The 23,463-nt window shown below is 60.9% G+C and carries 17 protein-coding genes; 7 read left to right on the forward strand and 10 right to left on the reverse strand.

Going from position 1 to position 23,463, the window contains the following annotated elements:
• Position 1 precedes the first annotated feature (1 nt).
• Complete coding sequence (locus KY465_RS06335; protein WP_219200859.1) at positions 2 to 1,876, reverse strand: GT-D fold domain-containing protein; 1,875 nt, start codon at positions 1,874 to 1,876, stop codon at positions 2 to 4.
• A gap of 213 nt (positions 1,877 to 2,089) precedes the next feature.
• Between KY465_RS06335 and KY465_RS06340 the strand changes: the two genes are divergently transcribed.
• Both KY465_RS06340 and KY465_RS06345 read left to right on the forward strand, forming a co-directional pair.
• Entirely contained in the window at positions 2,090 to 2,887 is a 798-nt protein-coding gene (locus tag KY465_RS06340; protein WP_219200860.1) for an ABC transporter permease, read from the forward strand.
• Positions 2,878 to 3,627 carry an ABC transporter ATP-binding protein gene (locus tag KY465_RS06345; RefSeq protein ID WP_219200861.1) on the forward strand — a complete coding sequence of 250 codons (750 nt, stop codon included), beginning with the start codon at positions 2,878 to 2,880 and terminating at the stop codon, positions 3,625 to 3,627. The genes KY465_RS06340 and KY465_RS06345 overlap by 10 nt, the downstream gene beginning before the upstream one ends.
• Before the next feature lie 24 nt (positions 3,628 to 3,651).
• On the opposite strand, the gene wecB is transcribed toward KY465_RS06345, so the two are convergent.
• The 6 genes from wecB to rfbC form a co-directional block, all read right to left on the reverse strand.
• Positions 3,652 to 4,764: a non-hydrolyzing UDP-N-acetylglucosamine 2-epimerase gene (gene wecB / locus KY465_RS06350; RefSeq protein WP_219200862.1), complete on the reverse strand. Its 1,113-nt coding sequence runs from the start codon at positions 4,762 to 4,764 to the stop codon at positions 3,652 to 3,654.
• Complete coding sequence (locus KY465_RS06355) at positions 4,757 to 7,015, reverse strand: methyltransferase domain-containing protein (RefSeq protein ID WP_219200863.1); 2,259 nt, start codon at positions 7,013 to 7,015, stop codon at positions 4,757 to 4,759. The genes wecB and KY465_RS06355 overlap by 8 nt, the downstream gene beginning before the upstream one ends.
• Before the next feature lie 105 nt (positions 7,016 to 7,120).
• Positions 7,121 to 11,092, reverse strand: a complete 3,972-nt coding sequence (locus KY465_RS06360) for a glycosyltransferase (RefSeq protein WP_219200864.1) — start codon at positions 11,090 to 11,092, stop codon at positions 7,121 to 7,123.
• 217 nt (positions 11,093 to 11,309) lie between these two features.
• Positions 11,310 to 12,227: a dTDP-4-dehydrorhamnose reductase gene (gene rfbD / locus KY465_RS06365; RefSeq protein ID WP_219200865.1), complete on the reverse strand. Its 918-nt coding sequence runs from the start codon at positions 12,225 to 12,227 to the stop codon at positions 11,310 to 11,312.
• The gene (rfbB, locus tag KY465_RS06370; RefSeq protein ID WP_219200866.1) at positions 12,224 to 13,297 is read right to left on the reverse strand and encodes a dTDP-glucose 4,6-dehydratase; all 1,074 of its coding nucleotides are present in this window, start codon (positions 13,295 to 13,297) and stop codon (positions 12,224 to 12,226) included. The genes rfbD and rfbB overlap by 4 nt, the downstream gene beginning before the upstream one ends.
• Positions 13,294 to 13,875, reverse strand: coding sequence for a dTDP-4-dehydrorhamnose 3,5-epimerase (gene rfbC, locus KY465_RS06375; protein ID WP_219201692.1), 582 nt, complete (start codon positions 13,873 to 13,875; stop codon positions 13,294 to 13,296). Before rfbC ends, rfbB begins: the two co-directional genes overlap by 4 nt.
• 265 nt (positions 13,876 to 14,140) lie before the next feature.
• On the opposite strand from rfbC, the gene KY465_RS06380 reads away from it, so the two are divergent.
• A complete protein-coding gene (locus tag KY465_RS06380) occupies positions 14,141 to 15,307 on the forward strand; it encodes a nucleotide sugar dehydrogenase (RefSeq protein ID WP_219200867.1) in 1,167 nt (388 codons plus the stop codon).
• A 57-nt stretch (positions 15,308 to 15,364) separates the two neighbouring features.
• Here KY465_RS06380 and rfbA read toward each other — a convergent pair whose 3' ends face one another.
• Both rfbA and KY465_RS06390 read right to left on the reverse strand, forming a co-directional pair.
• Positions 15,365 to 16,240 (reverse strand): glucose-1-phosphate thymidylyltransferase RfbA, encoded by an 876-nt coding sequence (rfbA, locus tag KY465_RS06385; protein WP_219200868.1) that lies wholly within the window; start codon positions 16,238 to 16,240, stop codon positions 15,365 to 15,367.
• 100 nt (positions 16,241 to 16,340) lie between these two features.
• Complete coding sequence (locus KY465_RS06390) at positions 16,341 to 17,297, reverse strand: glycosyltransferase family 2 protein (RefSeq protein WP_428982980.1); 957 nt, start codon at positions 17,295 to 17,297, stop codon at positions 16,341 to 16,343.
• Positions 17,298 to 17,535: 238 nt separating this feature from the next.
• On the opposite strand from KY465_RS06390, the gene KY465_RS06395 reads away from it, so the two are divergent.
• Complete coding sequence (locus KY465_RS06395; protein WP_219200870.1) at positions 17,536 to 19,497, forward strand: polysaccharide biosynthesis protein; 1,962 nt, start codon at positions 17,536 to 17,538, stop codon at positions 19,495 to 19,497.
• Positions 19,498 to 19,570: 73 nt separating this feature from the next.
• Complete coding sequence (locus KY465_RS06400; protein WP_219201693.1) at positions 19,571 to 20,533, forward strand: MBL fold metallo-hydrolase; 963 nt, start codon at positions 19,571 to 19,573, stop codon at positions 20,531 to 20,533.
• 27 nt (positions 20,534 to 20,560) lie between these two features.
• Here the strand turns inward: KY465_RS06400 and KY465_RS06405 are convergent, their stop codons facing one another.
• Positions 20,561 to 21,556: a DUF1499 domain-containing protein gene (locus KY465_RS06405; protein WP_219200871.1), complete on the reverse strand. Its 996-nt coding sequence runs from the start codon at positions 21,554 to 21,556 to the stop codon at positions 20,561 to 20,563.
• Positions 21,557 to 21,778: 222 nt separating this feature from the next.
• Here KY465_RS06405 and KY465_RS06410 point away from each other — a divergent pair, with 222 nt between their 5' ends.
• Together KY465_RS06410 and KY465_RS06415 are read left to right on the forward strand one after the other, a co-directional pair.
• Complete coding sequence (locus KY465_RS06410) at positions 21,779 to 23,020, forward strand: aconitase X (protein ID WP_219200872.1); 1,242 nt, start codon at positions 21,779 to 21,781, stop codon at positions 23,018 to 23,020.
• Positions 23,017 to 23,451: an aconitase X swivel domain-containing protein gene (locus tag KY465_RS06415; RefSeq protein ID WP_219200873.1), complete on the forward strand. Its 435-nt coding sequence runs from the start codon at positions 23,017 to 23,019 to the stop codon at positions 23,449 to 23,451. The genes KY465_RS06410 and KY465_RS06415 overlap by 4 nt, the downstream gene beginning before the upstream one ends.
• The last annotated feature ends 12 nt before the right edge of the window (positions 23,452 to 23,463 follow it).

Raw genomic sequence — 23,463 nt, forward strand, 5'->3', positions numbered from 1 at the left:
GCTAGATCGCAATCTGCAGACGATACTGATCCGCGAGAGCGGTATTGGTCAGGGCGTATCTGTCGCGGATCATCTGGCGAAGCTCATCCTTGCGACTGGCATAGGCTCCAGTGAGAAAGGCGCGGTCCAGCAGCTCTTCTAAGACCGGGTCAGAGGGATGCAGGTCAGCGATTGCCGCTGCGGCGGGTTCAAGCGGCATGTTGCAAGCCCGGCGCCGATCGATGATCTTACGCAGAACCAATTCGGGGCGGACAGACGTGAAGCCGACATTGTCTGTTGCATCCGGCAATTGCAACGGCCGCGCCGGGTTCAGCGCTTGGATAAAGCCATTGATCACGCCAGCGTTTTTGCGGTCCTCATCATAGCTGCGCAGAATTAGCCGGTCGGCCCCCACCCACTTTTCGTAGCGCCTCGCCTTTCTGAGAAAATTGCCGTCAAACCGTTCGCTGTTGGGCAATTTCGACGAATCTCGCAGAAACTCGTCGAGAAACAACGGCGTATTGCCGGCTCGCCCCGCCTGACGATGCCAACTGACGAGCCAGTCGAACTGATTGCGCAGGCTGATCAGCACATAGGCGTCGCGATCGGCGAGCCAGCGCACAAGTATATCTTCACTGTCGCGGCAGGGTGAAAAATTGCTGAACAATTCCGAACTGAAGAGAAAGAGCTCGGCCTCTGTCCTCTCGATCTCAGAGGCCGCGTCGTCCAGCAGGCGTCGGAGTTCACATAGGTCAGGGGGTATGGCCTGCTGATCGAGCAATCTCCTGCCACTGCCGAAAACGGTGGCCAGTTCATGGTGGTTCTTTGACGTGCCCCTGTGGCGCCCGGCTGCGAGATAACAGACGCCGGCATTTTCAAGCCGCGGGGCGTTGGCGCGAAGCGTATTCTGGATGCTGGTGGTCGCGGTTCTCGACAGGCCGATATGCAGAATGATGCGCTTTCCCGCTGATTTGGGAGTGGCGCTGCGCCGGACGCCCAATTGCATTTCCGGTGGCGCGCCATATTGCGAGGCTGTTAAGGGGCACTTATCTGCATACACCAACCCGCGCGAGGACTTCCCGTCCCACGCATCCGCCACCGCACCGATATCCAATGCGATGCCGCCGCGTTCCTTGATGAGGCGGCAATAGTGTTTGCCGACCAGTCCTGCGGCCACCAAGAAGACCTTACCCTGCAGCCTTGCAGCGATCTTTGCGTCTATATTCGGCACACAATCTGTATGGTACATCACACTCTGCACGCCCGCCTTGCCGCTAAGCTCGATTGCCATTTTTGGCACGGCGATAAAGTCTACCTTCACACCGAAGCGATGCGCCAGGCGCTCGGCAAGTGACGCCGAATTGTGAATCAGCCCAATGGTGGAAAGCCGCGAGAGCAGTCCTTCCCAATAGTCGAGCAATTGCAGGTCGGCATGTATCCAGGCGGAGCAGACATCCGGCAACTCGCCGCGCGATTGATCCGCAAGCCATTGACGGAGAAAGAAAATGCGCCGCGCGCCGTGTTCCGGCAGCCGGTCTCGTTCGACAGGGCGCAGCGGGAAGATCCGCTTGAACTCGGAGAAAAAACCATCGCTTTCGGGATCGAGCCGGTCGGCCTCGGGTGCTGCATTCCACACATCGTCGCGTATGCCGAGAATGTCGGCCGCCGCGATGCTGGCTCGCAAGCGCCCTTGCGCCTGCAAAATCTGGGTAACCGTTGCATGCGGACCAAAATGCTGGCGCAGATAGTCAAGGTCCGGCTTCGGCGAGGACGCCGTGAAAGCGAGAAGTGCACCCTCACCATCGCCAAGGCGCAGCAGGCTGAACGCATTGCCTTCGTCGACCGCATTATTGATGCGGGTGAGCACCTCTATAGAACCAAGCAGTTTCTGCCCCATTGGTAATACTATTCTTTCAAATCGTGCCTGCAAGAGTTGCGCCGCGAAAGATGTCGAAACGCTTCTTGCTGCGTTGCCGTCCGATCAAGTCAGCAGCCTCAATTCATCCTCTTCCGAGACGACATCCGCTCATTTTTGATATAGCTACGCGACTCACGCTGAAAACGCGGCAGCGAAGACAATGATTACCTTTTACGACAGGCCGAGACGCATATGCATCGACCATCGCCGTTTCTGTTCGCCTTGCACGACCTGAAGCAAGGGTTCTCCAAATCGTCGCTCTCTTTTGAATTGGCTGTCGAAGACTTGAGAGATCGGTACCGGCGCAGCTATATCGGCGTCGCCTGGATCATGATTTCGTTCCTGGCCTTCATCGTCATCAAGCAGGTCGTGTTTTCCGGCCTGGCGCTGGTGGAAGGCTACGATTTCTTTTCGCACCTCGTGATTGGCTTCACCTTGTTCACCTTCATGAGCGCCATCATCCCGGGAGCGGCAAATCTATATTTCGCCAACAGGACCTGGATCCTGAGCTCCAACCTGCCCTACGTTCTCTACATCAACAAGCTCATCTTTCACTCGTTCATCGAACTGCTGCTGGTCTCCACAGTCGCCACTCTGCTGATTGTCATTTTCGGTGATGCGCGCCCAGCCAATATCTGGACAATCCTCCCGTCCCTCCTCGTCTATTATCTTTCCGCGTTCGCGCTCTGCCTGACGCTCGGACCGATTGGCGCCCGATGGCGCGACAGCGTCTATGCGATACAGGCCATCATGCGGATGCTTTTCTTCGCAACGCCGATCATCTGGGTGGCGTCGCCCGGCACGGTGCGGGAAACGATCGCCAAATGGAATCCCCTGACCTACTACCTGGACATCATACGCGTGCCGCTGATCACGGGTGAAATTCCGGTCGAGGCATGGCTTGTGACCACCAGCTGCACCACATTGCTGCTTGCTCTCGGCATCATAGTCTTCACCGCGACGCGGAAAAGGATCGCGCATTGGCTATAGGCAAAGAACACAGCTTCCTTGAAGCGCAGTCGGTGCGGCTGGAATACCGGCTGAACCCCGGCGGCCAGCGGATCGCCAGCCCGATCGGCGGCGAGATCGTCAGACAGGGCAGCTCCTCGCGCCTGATCGCTGTCAAGGATGTTTCCTTCAAGCTTGCGGCGGGCGAGTCCCTCGGTCTGATCGGGCACAACGGTTGCGGCAAGACAACCCTGTTGCGACTTTTGGCCGGAATCTTTCTGCCGACCAGCGGCAGCATACGCTCTCGTGGTGTCGTGGGGAACGCCTTGAACCCCAGTCTCGGATTCCGACCGGAAGCCACCGGGCGGCGCAACATTGCGCTCAAGGGCCTGATTTCCGGTATGCGGCGCTCGGAGATCGACCAGTTGGTGGCGGATGTCGAGGACTTTGCCGAGCTCGGTCCCTTCCTCGATCAGCCCCTCTACACCTATTCTGCCGGAATGCGGGCGCGCCTGACGTTCGGAGTGGCCACTGCCATTCCATTTGATGTCTTGATACTCGACGAGTGGCTTGGCGCCGGAGACAAGTCGATGCAGGAGAAGGTGGCGGCAAGAATGGCGGCATTCGTGAGCAAGGCAGCCATCGTGGTTCTGGCCAGCCATTCAGCCGCGATGCTTCGCGACACCTGCACCAAGGGCCTTGTCATGAACCACGGCAGCGCGGTGTTCTTCGGCGACATCGACGCGGCAATCGACTATTACGCCCAGGCTGAAAAGGCCTGAGCGGACAAACGGCAGGTACAGATCTCAGGCCGAAAGCGCATTCTTCAAGATACTTGCGATCCTATTGGCAGCCTCGCCGTCGCCATACGGAGAGATGCCGCGCGCAAGGGCGCTCCATGCCCTCTCATCGTCCAGCAGCAATTGCGCCTCGCGCACGATGGTCGCGGTCTGCGTGCCGACCAATTTGACCACTCCCTCCTCCACTGCTTCCGGCCGTTCGGTTTCATCACGCAGCACCAGCACCGGCTTGCCAAGCGCCGGCGCTTCCTCCTGCACACCGCCGGAATCCGTGAGGATCAGATGGGATCGGTCCATCGCCGCGATGAACTCCGCATATTCGAGCGGCTCGCAGAGGATGAAATTCGAGCACCCGGAAAGTTGTTGGTGAGCGACGTCGCGGACGTTCGGATTGGGGTGAACGGGAAATAGAAAGCGCGTTTCCGGATTGGCCTGCGAGAGGGCGCGCAGGGCCTTGCAGATACGCAGAAACGGCGCTCCGAAATTCTCGCGACGGTGCGCCGTCACCAGGATCAGGCGTTGCTGATCCGCCAGTTCGACGGGCAAAGGCAGTTTTCCGGCGCGCGCCGCAAACAACGCGTCGATCACCGTATTGCCGACCACATGAACAGCGTCCTTTCGGACACCGCTGGCAAGCAGATGGCTTCCCGCGCCCTTTGTCGGCGCAAAGTGCCATTTTGCGAACAGGCCGGCGATCACACGGTTGGCTTCCTCGGGAAACGGATTATCAATGTTGCCGGTGCGCAATCCCGCCTCGACATGACCGAATGCAATATGGCGGTAAAAGCAGGCGAGCGCGGCGACCATCACCGTTGTGGTGTCGCCCTGGGCAAGAACCGCAGCCGGTTTTTCTGCGGCGAGGACGTCGTCAAGCCCGGTCAGCAGACGAGCCGTGAGTTCGGACAGTGTCTGATTCGGCCGCATGACATCCAGATCGATGTCGGCGGCAATGTCGAAGAACTCGAAGACCTGGTCGAGCAGATGGCGATGCTGGGCGGTCGCCGCGACGCGCAGATCTGCCCAGGGCTGTTGCCGCAGCGCCAGGATGACCGGGGCCATCTTGATGGCCTCCGGGCGGGTTCCGACGATGCAGAGAATGCGACGTCGGGATTCATGCATTGCCGATGGCCTCAACGATGGCGCCGATGGCATCCGGCTCCAGGAGGAGGTCGCGTTCGGCTGGTCGAACATCGTCGCCGTTTCCGGTCCAGTTGGCGCGCGGCACCGGCCGACTGGATTTGGGAACGCACGAGCGGCGATGCGAGATCGCCGCGATCTCATCCTTGTGCGCAATCTCCAGTGGCCCCTTTGCGGTTGAGAACGTCGCGCAAATCGCATCGGCAATGGTTTGCGCGTTTTCCGGGTCGGCTAGCAGATCGGCACCCTCCGCTTCTGCCAGCTTCATCAAGTCGACAGTTGGCGCGAATTCCTTGCCAAGCAGGGTATCGGCCTTGCGGGGAGCGCTTTCGCGGCGCTGCGGCGCTCGGTCCGCCGCTTGGTCCCTGGGCCTCAGCGCCGTGACGAGTCGAGACGGCTTGCCCCAGACGATGCCGTGCTCGGGCATATTGCGATCATGAAACGTGATGTCCACGAACCCAGCTTCTCGCAGGGCGGATTGCAGGCTGTCACGGGAAAAGAGCCGCATCTTTAATATCTTGCCTAGCCCTCCATGAAAGCGCGGTTGATGATCAACAGATTTGGTGCCATCCGCATATTCAATTTCTGCCAGCCATCTTCCTTTGTCGTCCTGAAAACTGCTGTAGCCAGTGCAATTCTCATAGTGCTCGCGATGCTCACCGACATTCTGATAGGGCACCGTCAGGATGAGCTTCGCGCCCGGCTTGAGAATCTTATGCGCACCGCGAAAGGCAGCGGAATAATCGCCGATCACATGCTCGAAGACCTCGGAGGAAATCAGGATATCCGCAATGCCGTCATACACTTCCGCCGGCTCCATGATGTCGAGAAACGGTTCCTGGTGGTAGAAGGTGTTGGTGTAGTCAAAACGCGAGGCGAGAAGGTCCCGATACACCGGCCCGTCGGATAACCCGATGATCCTTATGTCCTTGCGGGCGGGCTGAAGCTTGATCGGCCGGTCCTCTCCATAGACCGTGCGCGCAATGGCCCAAAGCAGCGCAGACGCCCTTCCGGACGCCTTGCAATTGGGGCATTGCGGTCCTTCCCTGCGTGCCGCCTCACCGTCGAGCTCATAACAAATGGCGCATACGGGGCAGGTGGTTGGCACTGTTGGCTCGCTTTCAACGCGTGGGGTTTTCTCCCCCTGCCCAGGCATGGCAACGCCAAGTGAAGTTCGCGGTACGACATCATTGCCGATCGCCACGAGCTGAACAAAGGCATCCTTCGACAGATGCTGCTCCGCGCTCTCGATTATCTGCTCGATCCCAACCTCGAGAACATCTTGCGGATCCGAATTGTTCGGGGCCCGTGAAAAAAAGCAGTCTTCAAGCTGAGGGAATTTTGCGACGAGGCTTTCGTTCGTGGCTTGAAACCGGCGCAGAAAGGATAGCGCATCGGTTTCCTTCAGCCGAAACGAGCGGGAGGGGAAATCCGTTATGAGCCGATCGATGAGGCCGCGCCATTCCGATCGCAGCTGGGAACCGGCTTGTTCGGCGACCTCTTGCCCCAGACGCCACAGCGGCGGCATGAGACCAGCCGGCACCGAGCGATTGGCGGAGACGAGGTTGGAAGGAGGGGTTCTAAGGTTGATATCGACACTCTGGGCAAAGACCTGCGTTACATCGACGTCCGAAGGGGCCTTGTATCCGCGCACGATCAGATTGCTGACCCCGAAAGCTTCCTCAAGATTGTTGATGATGGCCGCATAGTCGAAGCGGTAGCGGGTAACTTTCAATGCAGCGACCGGATCATCCAGACTGTAGTGACGGATCGAGAGTGATTTGACCGATTCGCTCATCATCGCGGCGAGCAGGCTGTCCTGCGACCTCAAGAAAATGACCGGATGGACGCGACCGGGATCCACGCCAAGAAATTTCGCGGTGTTGCGCAACATTGGCGCAGAGTTCAAATGGACATTGATATGTTCATCACTGATTATCGCCGTGTCAGCAGCACTCGCGGACACTTCGACCGAGATGTCCTTTTGCAGCTCACGCTGAAACTGCCTGTGCTGATCGGCATCTTCGAAACCAAAGGACGCAATCAGCGGGGCGCGCGGATTGAATTGCAGACACGCTACCGTCAAGCGCAGATGCGGTCCGCCGTAATCCAGACAAGTGGGCACAAGGACGCCTTGCGCGGCCAACTCGGCGCGCTGGTCCGACAGGGCAGATTGCAGCGCGGTGGTGCCAGTCTTTTCAGTCCCGGTGTGGAGGATAACGCGTTCAAGCATTGAACTCGTCGTTCCAGCTGCCTTCCACCCCCACTACCCTGAAGCCCTTGCGCAAGTAGAAATCGGTGTCGTTGCCTTCGCTCATTCCCACATCGACGATGGTTTTCATGATGACTTGTTCCTTGCGGCCTTCCTGCGTCGGGAGACATTATCGAATGTTGAGGGCGGCCGCGCCTTCCGGTAGCGGTGCGGCGTCCAGGGACCCCAGCGCCGCTCAAAAATCGCCTTGTTCTCCTCGAACATGGCTCTGCGCTCATCACTCTCGATGGTGTTGAATGTCGCGGAAAGGTGGTGATGCACAAACGCATCTTCCGCCAGGGCGCAGATCATGTCCTGCGAGCGGATGACCGCACAATGATCGTCATCCTCGAACATACCGCGCCCGTAGTCCTCCGAGAGAAGGCCGAACCGATCAAGATCGGCACGTCGGAACATCACGGCGAAATAAGCGACGACGCGCAAGGACGAGAAGAGGCCGCGGTAGCCGGTGGTGGAAGCGCGCGCGACCCGCTTCATTTCGGAGATATCCGCGTATTCGACATCAAGCTTGGCCTCGTTGCCGATATTGTTGGTCAGGGGACCGACCGCACCGATTGAGGGATTGCGTTGCAGATGACGAACCATCGCGTGCACGGCTCCAGCGGCGACGTAGGTGTCATTGTTCAACAGCATGACGAATTCGCCGGATGCTTCGCGCAACCCCACATTATTGCCGGCGGCAAATCCGAGATTGGTACCATTAGCGATGACGCGCGCATCGGTGTAGCGCGCGCATTCTGATCGCAACTCCTCAAGCGCCTCCTCTGACGAGCCATTGTCGACGACCAGAACCTCCATGTCCGGATAGGTCGGCCCGCCATCAAAAAGTGAAAAAAGCGCCCCTTTGGTCCAGGCCGTATCTCCATAGGACAATATGATGACGGAAACCTTCGGATAGGTCTCCAAGACCGTCTCGAATTGCTCGCCACGACTGTCCCAGGTGTTCTGCGCCGCAAATTCGCGCAGCTTTTCCTGAATGTCCGGATCGCGCCCGGCAGCCGCGGCGTTCGAGATCTGCTGACCAAATTCGGCCGCGTCACTTGCAAAGTAAACGAGATGTTCGGCCCGCTCGAGTTCCGGCATGCGGGTTGCAACTGTCGGCTTGCCCATGGCGGAATACTCATAGAACTTCACCGGATCGCAAGCCTGGATGATCGGAAGCAGTTTGAACGGGATGATCATGACGTCCATCTGCCGGATGAAGGCGGGCACTTGCGCGTAGGGTATCTCGCCGTGCAGCGTCACATTGCTCAGTTCGCCAAGCTTGAGCGCGCTTGAGGCAGTGACAGAGCCGCAAAGATGAAAAAGGAATTCCGGATGGTCTGTGGCCACGCGGAGCAGCAGCTCGGTATCGTACCATTCGGCAATCGCCCCCACATATCCGATATGGATTTTGCCCGGATGCCGCTCGAACCCCGCTTGCTCAAGGAATAAGGGCAATGCTTCGTTCGCCTCGTCGTGTGTGAAATGATCGATCTCGCCCGCGTTGCGGATCATGGTCGGCGCCTTTACGGCGCTGTATTTCTCCAGGAGATATTGCGAACTGACGACCATCCGGTCGCATTGTTCGATGAGGTCCCTTTCAAGCTGCAGAAGGAAGGGCTTGGTGTTGGAAAATCCGGCTATGTCATCCATGCAATCGAACAGGACTGAAAACTCTGGTGGCAGATGGCGGGCAAGCTGCCACCAGAACGGATGCTGGATGATCACATGCTTGAAGGCCGTCGGGTACAAGCGATCGCAGACATTCAGGAATTCCTCTACCCACCTCTGCGCCTGCAGTGTTGCGGGGCGCCCCGTATAGGGATGAATATGCCCTGCCTTGCGGGCTCCCAGACGGATTCGGTACAGATTCTCGGAAATTTCCACGAGGGACGCCTCGTCCTGCTCCATGGTCATTTCAACGTAGAAGACCCGATGTGTTTTCGCCAATGCCCGCGCGATGTGCTGCGGCCTTTGCGTCCGGAAATCCCAGTTGATGATCGAGAAGACAAAGATGTCGGGCGCCGCCAATGCGGGGCTGGCATGGAAATTCCTCTGCGGGGCCGTTGTCACCGGCAGACCGGGCGTGACGTCAGTCAGATGGCGCGGGATGCCTTCCGGATTTGGCACGCGTCTGCGCAGGCGGCTCACCGCATCATCGCTCAGGAAGAAGCGCAGCAGCCGTCCGACGCCGCTGTAGATCCGGCGGTAAGCCGGCTTCAGAATGGTTCGCCTTTCGCGATTGAGTTCCTGCACTACGGCCGCAAGCTCGGAAGTTAACAGCGTAACCTTGTCGTTCAGCTTTTGAAGGGACTCATCCTTCTCTTCCATTTCTCGGGTCAGAGCGAAAACCTCGTTTCGGCTTTCCTCGTAGCCATCAAGGTCTGCGTGCTCTGCGAGCAACTCAGATTGCAGAATTTCCAATTTTTCCTGCGAATCCTTGACCTGCTCTTCGATGACACGGTTCTTTTTCCGCTCCTCCTCAAAGCACGTCTCGATCCTTTCGGCTTCTTCCTTTTCCTTCGTGAGGCGCTCCTCCAGCTCGACAATCAATTGCTCACGATCATTCAACTCCTCCTCTACGGTTCGGAGCTGCGCCTTGAGTTCGGCCTCGCGCTCTGCAACCATACTGTGCAGTTTCACGAGAGAATTGAATTCCCGCCCCTTTTCTTCAAGCGCGCCTTCCGTCGCGGTAAGGCGAAGGACGACCTCGTCAAGCCTCGGACGCAATTCGGTCAGCATTTGCGCGATGTCAGCCTGATGCTTCGCTTCATTCTGTGCGTTGCTAAGTTCAAGCCTAACCTTGGCCAAGCGCTGATTTGCAGCCTTCAATGCCATCTCATTGTCCGCCTCTTTGGTCTGCCATTGCTGATTTTTCGATGTGATGATCTCGGACAGGGCCCGCTCGTCGGACTTGTCTACGCCGAGAGCCAGTCGCGCGCCGTCCAGTTGCTGTCGACGAGACTGAAGCTCCTCCTGCATTTTCGCAGTCTGAAGTGCCATGCGCCGGCGCTGGTCGCGCTGTTCATGACTCCCCGCTTCGTCCCGCGCCGCCTGCGAGAGTGGCCGGTTTTCCGCATCGCCTTCCGCTTCGCCGGGGACCGGCGCTGTCGCGATGAAGCGGTAGCGGTCGCGACGAAGAGCCGACAGGATCGGCAAAGTCCGCGACAACTGATCCCGAACATCATCGAATGTCGCCAGCGCACCCGGATCGGCTGAGTCGCCGGACAGCGCACGCAGCGCGTCGTAAACCTCCCCGACCCATCCCTGATAGTGGTGACTGGTCGCAATTTCCTCGTCTTCGCGCCAGTGATGGCGAAGTTTCTTCGAGACGAAAGCATCGAGCAATGGTGCCGCAGCGTCCATGTCGACATCGATTGGCAATTCGCCCCGGCTATCCATCCTCGACACGGTCGAACGCCAGTCCTCAAGCAAACCGGAGTAGGGAACAAAGGTCCGCTGCCGCCCCCTTGTGGAATGCTCGGCGTCGAGAACGTGAGTCAGCCATAGGAGAATGGCATCCGCCTCGCCGTATGTTTCCGGCCAGTTCTGCGACCGCGCCCGAAGCGAATCGGCGACTTCCAGCGGATTTCTAAACGGTATGATCGGCATGGACTTGATGCCGAGATCATTGCAGGCGTCCAGGTACAGATCGGCAAAACGGCAAATGCGGGGATCCTTCAGAACGAAGACGGGATGACCCCCATATTCGTCGGTGATCAGACCCTGGATCTGGGTTACCAATTGCGAGCGATATTCATCGGTCAGGAGCGGAAGCGGCTGCCAGTCGTGCCATGCTGACCCAATTTCGGCGAGCAGCTCATCGTTAAATTCAACGATCCGCTGCGGCTCCCAGTGGCCGGTCTCATTGCCCGGACCATCTCCGGACAGCGTGCGCGGGAGGGCGGCACCGAGTGCCCCGATGGTTCGCGTCAGCAGACTGGTCCCCGAGCGGTGCATTCCAAGCACAAGCACGCAGGTGCGGGGCTGATCTCCACCCGGCCCCTCGTCCGCCCCGCAATCACCGGCGGGTATGTGGGTTCCGCCGCTGTCCAAGTCTACGGCCTTTCTGCTGCAATAATATTGTGGTTCCAAATTCTTGCGTGCTGCCACCGCTGCATTGCAGCAACCTTAGAAAATCAAAAAATCAATAGGGCGACAGAATCATTTGTCCTTTTTATATCCTAAGTGGGCGGCCCGTTTTAGTGGACCACCCCGTTTTATCGGTTGCTTGCCACTTACTTCGGCCTTTTTCGAGGGCAGGATTGGCCCATCATGCTTCCAGTCGCGTCATTGGTGCCATCAGGCGCTGCAGAACTCGCTGCAGAGATACTCCCCAGGCTGGCGCCTGCCAGGAGAAATCGGCAGCGAAGCGGTGACAGTCGAGGCGGGAATTGCCGGGCCGGCGTGCTTTCGTCACATAAGCCTCGCTGGGAATGCCGACCACGCTGGCGGACGGGCCGCCGAGCCGCGCGCTTTGCGCGAAGATGGCCCGCGCGAAATCGCACCAGCTTGCCTCGCCCGTCCCGGCCACATGGTAGGTGCGGCCCAGTCCGGTCGAGGCATGGTCGGCGCCCTGGCTCCAACAATCGATGATCGCCAGGATGGCATCGGCAATGTCGTAGGCCGAGGTCGGGTTGCCAATCTGATCGGCGACGACGCGCAGTTCATCGCGGTCGGCTGCCAGACGCAGCATGGTCTTGAGAAAGTTGCTGCCAAATGGGCTGTACACCCAGGCGGTGCGCAGGATGAGATGATGCGCCGGGGCGTGGCGCCGCACCGCATCCTCGCCCTCCAGCTTGGTGGTGCCATAGACATTGAGCGGGGCAACCGGATCGTCTTCGCGCCAGGGCCGGTCGCCGCTGCCATCGAACACGTAATCGGTGGACAGATGAATGATCGGCGCGCCGCGCCGCGCCGCCTCGGCCGCAAGAACACCGGGGGCAACCGCATTGACCGTGCGGGCCAGTTCTTCCTGCTCCTCGGCGGCATCAACAGCGGTGAAGGCGGCCGCGTTGACAAGAATGTCGAACGTCTGCCCGGCCAGGGCGCCGGGGATCGCTTCCGGCGCGGCGAGATCAAGCTGCGGGCGCGCGATGAACGCGAATTGATGGGCAGAGGCGTGTGTCCCGGCCCGCTCAGCCAGCGCGCGGACGACCTGGCCGTTGCGGCCGATGACCAGAACCCTCACGCCGTCGCCTCGCGCGGGGTGCCGGCACCAAGCCGCCGTCCCGCCTGGCGATCGTGCAGCGGGCGCCACCACCATTCGTTCTCCAGATACCACTCGATCGTCGCGGCGATCCCGGTTTCGAAACTGTGGGCCGGGCGCCAGCCGAGTTCATCTTCAATGCGGGCCGGGTCGATGGCATAGCGGCGATCATGGCCGGGCCGGTCAGGCACCATGGTGATCAGATCTGCATGGGAGGCACCGCAGGGGCGCGGGCGACGCTGATCGAGAAGCGTGCAGATGGTGCGCACCACATCGATGTTGCGCCGCTCGGCACGCGCTCCGATATTGTAGCTTGCACCGAGCCGGCCACGGGCCGCGACACATTCCAGCGCCGCAGCGTGATCATCGACATGCAGCCAGTCGCGCACGTTGTCGCCGGCGCCATAGACCGGCAGGGGGCGCTGATCGAGCGCCGTGAGGATGATCAGCGGGACCAGTTTTTCGGGATAGTGGAAGGGGCCGTAATTGTTCGAGCAGTTGGTCATGACGACCGGCAGGCCGTAGGTGCGGTTCCAGGCGCGCACCAGATGATCGGCCGCAGCCTTCGACGCGGAATAGGGTGAGGACGGATCATAGGGCGTGTCCTCCGTGAAGATGCCGCTGTCAAAAGGCAGATCGCCGAACACCTCGTCGGTGGAGACGTGATGGAAGCGAAAGCGCTGGCGCGCGTCACCCTTCAGCTCCTGCCAGTAGGCGCGCGCCGCCTTCAGCAGGCGAAAGGTGCCGACGATATTGGTCTCGACAAAGGCATCCGGGCCGTCGATCGAGCGGTCAACATGACTTTCGGCAGCCAGATGCATCAGAACGGTGATCTTTTCCTCGCGCAGAAGCCGGAGAACGAGCGCCTCATCGCCGATATCGCCCTGCACGAAACGATAATTCGGCTGCGCCTCGATGCTCTTGAGCGAAGCCAGATTGCCGGCATAGGTCAGCAGATCGAGATTGACCACGCGATTAGCCGGGTCTGCCGCGAGCCGCCGGCACACGGCCGACCCGATAAATCCAGCACCGCCGGTCACGAGGTAGTTCATCGCACGGCCTCCCCTGCTTCGACCGAGAAACCCGTGCCGATTTCGGCAAGCAGCGGGCCCCGCCTGTCCTTGTCGGATACGGTGATCTGCGCAGCGCTGATCGGCCAGTCAATGCCGATTGCAGGATCATCAAAGCGGATCGAACGGTCGTGCTCGGGAGAATAAGGCGCTGACACCTTGTAGAGGAACTCGGTGTCGGGTTCGAGGGTCATGAATCCGTGGGCGTAGCCGGCCGGGATGAACAGCTGATTCCATTTTTCGGCGGACAGCTCCCGCCCGACCCATTGGCCGAAGGTCGGTGAGCCGGTGCGGATGTCGACGGCGACGTCGAACACCGCGCCTTTGACCACGCGGACCAGTTTGTCCTGTGCAAAGGGAGGCAGTTGAAAATGGAGCCCGCGCAGCACGCCGCGCGCCTGCGAATAGGAGTGGTTGTCCTGCACGAAGTCCGGGCGAATCCCGTTCGCCTTGAACCGGGCGGCATTATACACCTCGGAAAAGAAACCGCGGTCGTCGCCGTGCCGGGCGGGCACGATTTCGATGACGCCCTCTAGATCAAGCTTTCGAAACTGGTGCATCGGTCCCCGTCCACATCCCCGCCCGGCCGCTTGTAATCGGCAGGGCTGCACCTGACACACCACCCTTTGCGCCGCAATTCAAGGTCGCGTTGTTCGACGGCAGTCTAAAAATACCTCTACTAATTCTTGTGGTCTTGCATGAAACGCACCGACACGCAACAGCGGCGCAAAACAACGGGACGCAGATCGGCGAAGCTCTTTCGCCGGCGCGCAAGGAGAGCTAAAGAAATGCGGCGGGCGTGGATCAAAACTTAGGCGGGATGTGATGAAGATCGCAGTTGCGGGGACAGGATATGTTGGTCTGTCCAACAGCGTGCTTCTTGCACAACACAATGATGTGGTGGCGCTCGATATCGATGCAGAGCGGGTCGATCTGCTGAACCGGAAATTGTCGCCGATCGATGATCCCCTGATCTGCGAGTTTCTGCAGCACAAGCCGCTTTCTCTGACGGCCACACTCGAACCGGAACAGGCCTATCGCGATGCGGACTTCGTCATCATTGCCACACCGACGAGTTATGATCCGCAAAGTGGAGAATTCGATACGGCCTCGATCGAACAGGTCATCGCCAATGTCACCCGGATCAATCCGCAGGCGGTGATGGTGATCAAATCGACTATCCCGGTCGGCTTTACCAAGGCTGTCAGCGCGAAATTCGAAAGTCGGCAGATCCTGTTCTCACCGGAGTTCCTGCGCGAAGGATCGGCGCTGTACGACAATCTGTATCCAACGCGGATCGTGGTCGGCGAGCGCTCCGAACGCGCGCAGCGGTTCGCGGATCTGTTGACGCAGGCCGCGCTGAAGGATGATGTGCCGGTGTTGTTGACCGAAGCGACCGAGGCCGAGGCGATCAAGCTGTTTGCCAACACCTACCTCGCCATGCGGGTCGCTTTTTTCAACGAACTTGACACCTATGCCGCCATGCACGGGCTGAATACGCAGCAAATCGTCGATGGCGTCTGCCTCGACCCGCGCATCGGCAATTTCTACAACAATCCGTCCTTCGGCTATGGCGGCTATTGCCTGCCAAAGGACACCAAGCAGCTGCTGTCGAACTATCTCGACGTGCCGCAGAACCTGATCAAGGCGATCATCGATTCAAACACCACGCGCAAGGATTTCGTGGCCGAGCAGGTGATCGCCAGATCGCCGCAGCGCGTCGGCATCTACCGCCTGGTGATGAAAAAGAGCTCCGACAATTTTCGCAGCTCAAGCGTGCAGGGCGTGATGAAGCGCATCAAGGCCAAGGGCATCGAGGTCGTCGTCTACGAACCCCTGCTCGATGCGGAGAGCTTCTTCAACTCGCGCGTGGAAAAGGACCTGACGCAGTTCAAGGCGGACTGTGACATCATCGTTGCCAACCGTTTCAGCGAGGACCTCGCCGATGTCGCCGACAAGGTTTACAGCCGTGATCTTTACGGCAATGGCTAGGGCCAGGACCTCTCGACGCAGCACCTGGCCGGCCGCCTGACGGTGGCGGCAGCCGCGTCATCCCTCCTGCAAGGCACAGCGCATCAGATAGCGGGCATAGTCGGACTTGCCGAGTTTTCTGGCGCGGGCGAGAAGCTCATCGGCGGTGATCCAGCCATTGTCAAACCCGACTTCTTCCGGGCAGGCAATCTTGAACCCCTGCCGGTGCTCAATGGTGCGCACGAAGGATGAGGCCTCGTGCAGACTGTCGGGGGTGCCGGTGTCGAGCCAGGCGTAGCCGCGCCCCATGCGCGCAACCGTCAGGTCGCCGCGCTCGAGATAGGCCCGATTGACATCGGTGATTTCCAGCTCGCCACGGGCCGACGGCTCGATATTGGCGGCAATATCGACGATATCATTGTCGTAAAAGTAAAGTCCGGTCACCGCCCAGTTGGACTTCGGGCGCGCCGGCTTTTCCTCGATGCTGAGCGCCTGGCCTGATTCGGCATCAAATTCGACAACGCCGTAGCGACCGGGATCCTGAACATAATAGGCGAACACCGTGGCACCGGTCTGGAGTGCATGGGCCTGCCGGCACTTGGCCGACAAACCGGCGCCAAAGAAGATATTGTCGCCGAGGATCAGCGCACAGCGGTCATTGCCGATAAATTCGCGACCGATCACGAATGCCTGCGCGATCCCCTCCGGCCGCTCTTGTTCCGCATAGGAAAGCGCGATGCCGAATTGCGACCCATCGCCGAGCAATTCGCGAAAAGCCGGAAGATCGCGCGGCGTGGAAATAATAAGGATTTCCGAAATCTGCGCCAGCATCAGGACGCTCAACGGATAGTATATCATCGGCTTGTCGTAGATGGGGATCAGCTGCTTGGAGAGCGAAATCGTCATCGGAGACAGCCGAGAGCCGGAGCCGCCCGCAAGAATGATGCCTTTCATGACGAACGACCTTCCCAGTCAATTACAAGGCAATGCACTCCGCAGTCTCCGGTCCGGCAGATCTCAGCTTCGACGCCTGGTCGGATCAGGTTCAGAGGTTTCAAATTAGCCTGAATACGCTGGCAATGAAAAGGCTGACCTGGCCGGCGCGCGTCTGTCGGTAGACCCCGGATTTGCGCAGATGGGCCAGACGGCGCCAGACCGGGCCGCGGCGCGCGGCGACGAAATGGCGAAACTTTTGCCGATGCGATGGATCGAGCAGATCTTCGCACTGTCTCAGCGCGGCGATATGAATATCAGACCATCGGCGGAAGCGTCCGCCCAGCAGAAGGCGCAGCCGCGCCAGGCGGGCCGGCAAACTGTTGTTCGCCCCGACGAGGTTGTGCGCATGCTGGCGGTAGAACACGTCTGCCTGGGGAGAATAATGGACGACACCGCCATGACCGGTCACCATCAGATAGCACCACCAGTCATGGCTGACGAAATCCGTGCGGCGGGCGCTTTCGCGCACAAGTTCGAAGGCGGCGCGGTTCATCACCATGGTGTTGCCGCCGGCGATCGACTGTACCATGGCATTCTCAAAGGAGGGCGGGCGCGAAAACAGCGGCGAGAGAGCGCGGTGCCCGGTTTCCGAAAAGGCCTCGGTGCGGGCGCAGTACAAGGCTGGTAGCGTGGCCGGCTCCTTTTCCAAATGCGCGATGGCATTGGCAAGCTTGTCCGGTCGCCAGAGGTCGTCCTGATCACAGAAGGCGACGTATTCTCCGCGTATGTCGGCAGTGGTGATGAGATGACGGAAATTTTCCGCGAACCCCTTTTTGGGCCCCGCCTGCCAGTGCACGCGCCCTCTCGTCCAGCTCTTTGCAAATGCCTGAATGATCTGCGGCGTGCGATCCTCGGACCCATCGTCACCGGCGATCACGTCAATCGACGGCCAGGATTGCGCCTGCAGTGACGCCAGCTGGTCCGGCAAAAAGCGCTCACCATTGCGAACGGCCAGCAGAACAGTGACGGTCTGCAGCTCGCTTGATGATGCCGGGTGTGGGCGAGAGGTTTCGATCCCGTATCCGTTCCAGGCGTGACACTCCTGCGGTCCCCAAGTGCCTGAACTTATCCCCAACTCAGAATCTGCCAAATATTTATAATTTAGCATTTGAGTATAAACAGCCTTCGTTACTAATGCTTTTCAACCAGATACCCCTTTTTGTCGTGGGGGTCCAGCCCGCGTTGCCTTATGGACTGCGAGAGCCAGATCGGCTAGTTTGGCCGAAATGCGACGAAGGGGACATCGAGGGGCGATGGCATCGAAAGCAAAAGTACTGCGCCTGCTGGCGTTGGTGCACGACATCGCCGCATCTCTGGCAGCTTTTGCCCTGGCTCACCTCCTGGCGTTTGGGGCCGCATGGCTCCTGGCATGGCCGGCAGTCGCCTGGCAACTGGGCCTCTTCGCAGTTCTCTCGGTTCTGAGCATCTGGACGATGCGTCTCAATCGCGGTCTGTGGCGGTATGCTTCCCTGCCCGACATGGCAGCGATTATCCGCGCTGTGACCATGACCGTCGTTCTCTACACGCTGATCAATTTCCTCGTCGCGGGCGTCGAACATCTGTCGCGCATGGCGATGGTTCTGAGCTGGGTGTTCGGGATTGTCGGACTGGGGGCCGGACGGCTGGGCTATCGCCTGCTCAAGGAACGGCTGGTGCTGCCGGCATTGCCGCATAAGGCGACAAGCATCGGCGCGCTGGTCTATCCGTTTTCCGACACCACCGCCTCCTATCTCAGGGCGCTGCGCTCGCGCAGCAAGGCGGGCCGATCGATCGTCGGCATCATCGACAACCGGCGGGCGACTACGCGCGACACGCTGCATGGCCTGAAAGTGCTGGGCAAGCCGGACGCCATTGCCGATATCGTGGCCCGGCAGGCGGCGCGCGGGCAGAGGATCACCGAACTGATCGTCACCGATCCAGCGATCACCGGCAGAGAGATGGCACAATTGCTCGACCATTGCATTGATGCGGGGATTGCCATCAAGCGCCTGCCGGCTCTGGTCGAGCCGGGGGGTGGCGGCTCGTTGCCGGTGCTGACGCCCAATCCGGTGCGACTCGTCGATCTTCTCGGACGCGCGGAGGTGCGGGTCGATCTCGCGGCGGTGCGGCAGTTCCTGGCGGGAAAGACCATTCTGGTGACCGGGGCCGGCGGGTCGATCGGCTCCGAATTGTGCCTGCAGATTGCCGCCTATGACCCGGCGCGACTCGTTCTGCTCGATGCGTCTGAAAGCCACCTTTACGACATCAGCAGCAAGTTGCACGACGCCTTCCCCGCTATTCCGGTTGCGCAGATGATTTGCGATGTGCGTGACGCGCGACGGGTGCACTATCTAATGCGTCACGAGGCTCCGGACGTGGTTTTTCACGCCGCGGCCATCAAGCATGTGCCGATTGCCGAGCGCAATCCGGTCGAGACCGTCAAGACCAATGCACTCGGGACCAGCGTCGTGGTCGAGGCCGCGGTGCAGGCCAAGGTCAAGACCTTCGTGCTGATTTCGACCGACAAGGCCGTCAATCCGGCCGGCGTTATGGGCGCCGCCAAACGCGCCGCGGAGCTTTACTGCCAGGCACGCGATCTCTCGGCGACGGAAACGGATTTCCGGGTGGTCCGGTTCGGCAATGTGCTCGGCTCGGCGGGATCGGTGGTGCCGCTGTTCAATCGACAGATCGCCGAGGGCGGGCCGGTCACCGTTACCGATCCGGACGTGACGCGATATTTCATGACCATCCGCGAGGCGGTCAGCCTGATCCTGCAGGGCGCATCGCATGGCACGCCCGGCAGCAAGGGGAAAGGCGCGGTGCTGGTGCTCGACATGGGCGAACCGGTGTCTATCGTCGATCTGGCCAAGCGGCTGATTCAGCTGGCCGGCTTCATCCCCGGCCGCGACATCGAGATCAGCTTCACCGGGCTTCGACCCGGCGAAAAGCTACAGGAAGAGCTGTTCCACGGTCCCGACGACCGGATCCTGCATCGAGGCGAAGGTTACTTCGTTGTCCAGACGCGGACTGTCGATGCCGAGACCGTCACCGGCTGGTTCACTGCGCTGCGCGAGGCCTGCGACGGGGAGAACATCGCCGAAGTCATGCACATGCTGCACATGATCGTTCCCAGCCTGAGGCGGCCGGAGAATCGTCGGCACCCGCTGGACCGGACGTTCGATCCCGCCGGTCATGAGCTTATCAATGCGCCGGCGTCCAGCAACCGGCTGCACTGACCGGCTCATCCTCGCCATTTCGATCTAGGAACACGGGGCATGGCTGGTGTACAGCATGGCAGCGCCTGATCGTATGGCCTGTCCTGTGCCGATCCTAAACCGTGGAGACATCGATTTGAACGATCCGCAATTTGACCGCAGTTTTGACGCCGGGGACGGTCGGCCGGTCGCTCTTGCCGTAAATATCATGCGCCTGACCGCTCCCAATTCCGGGCCGCTGACATTCGCCGGCACCAACAGCTACATCGTGGGAACCGACACGCTTGCGGTCATCGATCCGGGTCCGGCGGATGAAGCGCACTGGCAGGCGCTTCTGGCGGCGATCGGCGGGCGTCCGGTCAGCCACATTTTCGTCTCGCACACGCACCGGGACCATTCGCCGCTCGCGACCCGCCTGCAACAGGAGACCGGTGCATTGACGGTGGCGGAAGGGCCGCACCGGGCATCACGTCCCCTGCACCACGGCGAGACCAATCCTCTGGCGGAAAGCTCGGACCTGGATTTCCGGCCGGACATCAACGCCGAACACGGGGCCCGGATTGCCGGTGACGGCTGGGAGATCGAGGTTCTGCACACGCCGGGTCACACCGCCAATCACGCGGCATTCGCCCTGCGCGGCCCCGGCGATGACGGCATCGTGTTTTCAGCCGATCATGTCATGGCGTGGGCGACGACGATCATTGCCCCACCCGACGGCTCCATGCAGGAATTCATGGCCTCACTCGACATGCTGCTGGAGCGCGATGACCGCATCTACTATCCCGGTCACGGTGGTCCGGTTCGCCGGCCGCGCCAGTTCGTGCGCGCCTTGCGTTCGCACCGGCGGATGCGCGAAAGCGCGGTGCTGGCCCGGATCAGCAAGGGTGACCGGACAATCGCCGAGATGGTGGCGACGATCTATCGCGACACGGACAAGAGGCTGCATGGCGCAGCGGCGCTATCGGTGCTCGCACATATCGAGGATCTGGTGGAACGCGGGCTTGTCACAACGGACGGACCGCCCGGGCTGCGCAATCATTATGAGCCGGCATCATAGGCCGACCTGATCAGCCCGGCCTTGCGCTCAGCGGCTGCCGGCGATGCCGAGCAGCGCCACATCGAGCTGTCCGAGAAAATCCTGAATAAGTCGTGCGTTGAGACCGAGATCATGACGCCCGATGCGGGTGGCGGCGCGCATGTCGACAAAGGTCGTCTCGGCCTCTTCTTCGAGGCGTATCAGGATGTCATGCGTGACCCCCAGAAGCGGTGAGCGCCAGACAAATTGCAGGCGCACAACCGGCTGGGAAATGCGTGGCACGCCGTCTTCAAGCACCGGATCTGTCAGTGGTCCCGGACCTGCGGCGCCGGCAGCTCCCGGCGCAAGCGGGGAAAGTGCCTCGCCTCCCCGCGCTTCCTCCGGTTCGGGTGCGGCATCAGGTGAGAGCCCTTCATCTGCCGGCCCCTCGTCGGCGGAAATTGCGCTGGCATCTTCAGGCGGCGGCTCCTGGCCGGGTGCGAGAAATTTCGCGCCGGACGTCTCGATAAGCTGCCATTGCCGATCCTCGGCCATGGCCGTCACCGCCTCGAGAACACGGTCGATGGCCCCATCATAGCGGCGGCCCGACAACCGGCCGTAGAACTGGGTTTGCAAGGCGCGTTGTTCGGTCGGATGAAGGACCGGCGATGGCAACCAGGAGCGGTCAGCCAGCGGCTCGACCAGCCATGCCGGCGGCGCTGCGAGATCGGTCGTCACATCGCGGATCGGGGGCAGGAGAACCAGGCGACTGGCGGCGTAGCCCACCGGGGCGAGCACCAAGGCGGCGAGCAGGAGCCCGAGAAAGGCCGCCTTGCCGCCCTTGGCGCCGTTCAGCCACAACATCCCGAAACCGATCATCGACCAGATGACGGCAATGAGGGAGAGCACCGCCGCCAGCAGGATGACAGCGATGGCGTTGGCTTCGGTGAGGATTTCAGCGCGATGGAACAGGAAGGCGGTGATCGCCAGAGTGAAGGCAAAGATGCCGAACCGCCGGGACCAGGAGGCGGTTTTAGAGACGGGACGGACGGGATGATAAGGCATGAATGCGCCGCCAGAGGAAAGAACTGCCCGGCTGGCATATCGCAGCGCCGGCAGACCCGCAAGGAGCCGGGCATTTCAGCGCGCCCGGTGCAACGGGCACGGCTCCGCTTGAGACTTGCCAATCCACAGCTTGAAGCCGGCCGACTTGCGAGTTGACTTGCAGCTTGACTTGCGGGCGGGGACTTGTCCTGTTGCCGGGATGGCGAAGCAACGGTCACGCATATGCTCCGATTGAGCCCGGAAGAGCAGGACATGCTGGCCGGCGGCCGGGGCGCGGCGGCGGCCGATGCGCTGGAACTGATGCTCGGCTTTGCGCAGGCAGTTGGCGCCGACCGGCTTTTACGCTGTGACCGCGCGCATATTGACGGCTGCCTGTATCACGGTCAGGCCAGCCTCGACTTCGTCGAGCGCTATGTGGCGCTTGGCGGACGGGTGTGCGTGCCCACCAGCCTGAATGTCGGCTCGGTCGATCTGATCCACCCCGACTTGTTTCGCGGCGACCCGGCGCTGGGCACAGCCGGCAAACGACTGATGCAGGCACATGTCGAACTGGGCTGCGCGCCGAACTTCACCTGTGCGCCCTACCAGACGCTGATGCGCCCGCGTTACGGCGAGCAGCTGGCCTATGCGGAATCGAACGCCATTGTCTTCGTCAACTCGGTGATCGGCGCGCGCACCGCCCGCTACGGGGATTTCATCGACCTTGCCGGGGCTCTGTGCGGGCGTGTTCCGCATTTTGACCTGCACGTTGCTGAGAACCGACTGGCGCGGACGCGGCTGGTGCTCGAGGGCGTCAGCGGCGCAGATGTCGAGGAGGCCGGTTTGATCGCGGTCGCTGCCGGGCTGTTCATCGGGCGCGAATGCGGCGCCGAGATCTGCGCGATCGAGGGCCTGCCGCAGGTCACCAGCGAGGACGATCTGAAAGCGCTGGGCGCGGCGGCGGCCTCCTCGGGCGCGGTCGCCATGTTCCACGCGGTCGGTCTGACCCCGGAAGCGGAAACGCTTGCGGCTGCGACGGGTGGCGCCGAGGTGTCGGTGATTGCGCGGCTCGACCGCGAGATGCTGGGTCAGATCGTGGCATCGCTGGCAACGGTGAGCGACGGGGCGCGGCTGAGCGCCGTGGCGCTCGGCACGCCGCATTTCTCGCTGCAGGAATTCGAGCGCCTGCTGCAGCTGTGCGAGGGCAGCTTCGCAGTTCCGGTCTACATCAACACGGGACGCGACATCCTGACCGAGCTGACGCAGCGCGGCTGGGACAAGCGGCTGTCAGATGCCGGTGTCGCGCTCGTCGTCGACACCTGCACCTATGTGACCACGATCATCGAGGAACTTGACGGGGCGATCATGACCAATTCGGGCAAATGGGCCTATTACGCCCCCGGCAATCTCGGTGTCGATGTGGCGTTCGGGACGCTGGCGGACTGCGTCGCATCGGCGAAAGCCGGCCGCGTGGTGCGCAGATGACTCCGAGCGATGTGCGCACGACCGGCGTCGACGTGCTGGTGCCCGGCCAGTGCTGCGGTAAGCCGATGCAGATCGAGCCCCTGAGCTTCTGGGGTGGTTTTGACAGTTCGGACGGCCGCGTCATCGACCGCTTTCACCCGGCGCACACGATCAGCCTGACCGGGCATATCCTGTTCATGGCGCATGCACGCGGCTCATCATCGGGCGCGTCGGTGCTGGCCGAGGCGATCCGCCTGAGAACGGCGCCGGCGGCGTTTTGTCTGCTGCAACGCGATGCCATCATCGCCATCGGCGCCATGGTGGCGCAGCGCCTGTACGCCCTGCCCTGCCCCGTGCTGGTGTTTCGCGATGCGGATCGATGGTCGGACCTGGCAACGCAGAACCGGCTCCGGATCGATGCCACCCCAGACGGCGTGGATATCGAGGCCTGACTTCAGGGCGTG

The organism is Neohoeflea coraliihabitans (assembly GCF_019334345.1).
Classification (GTDB): Bacteria; Pseudomonadota; Alphaproteobacteria; order Rhizobiales; family Rhizobiaceae; genus Pseudohoeflea; species Pseudohoeflea coraliihabitans.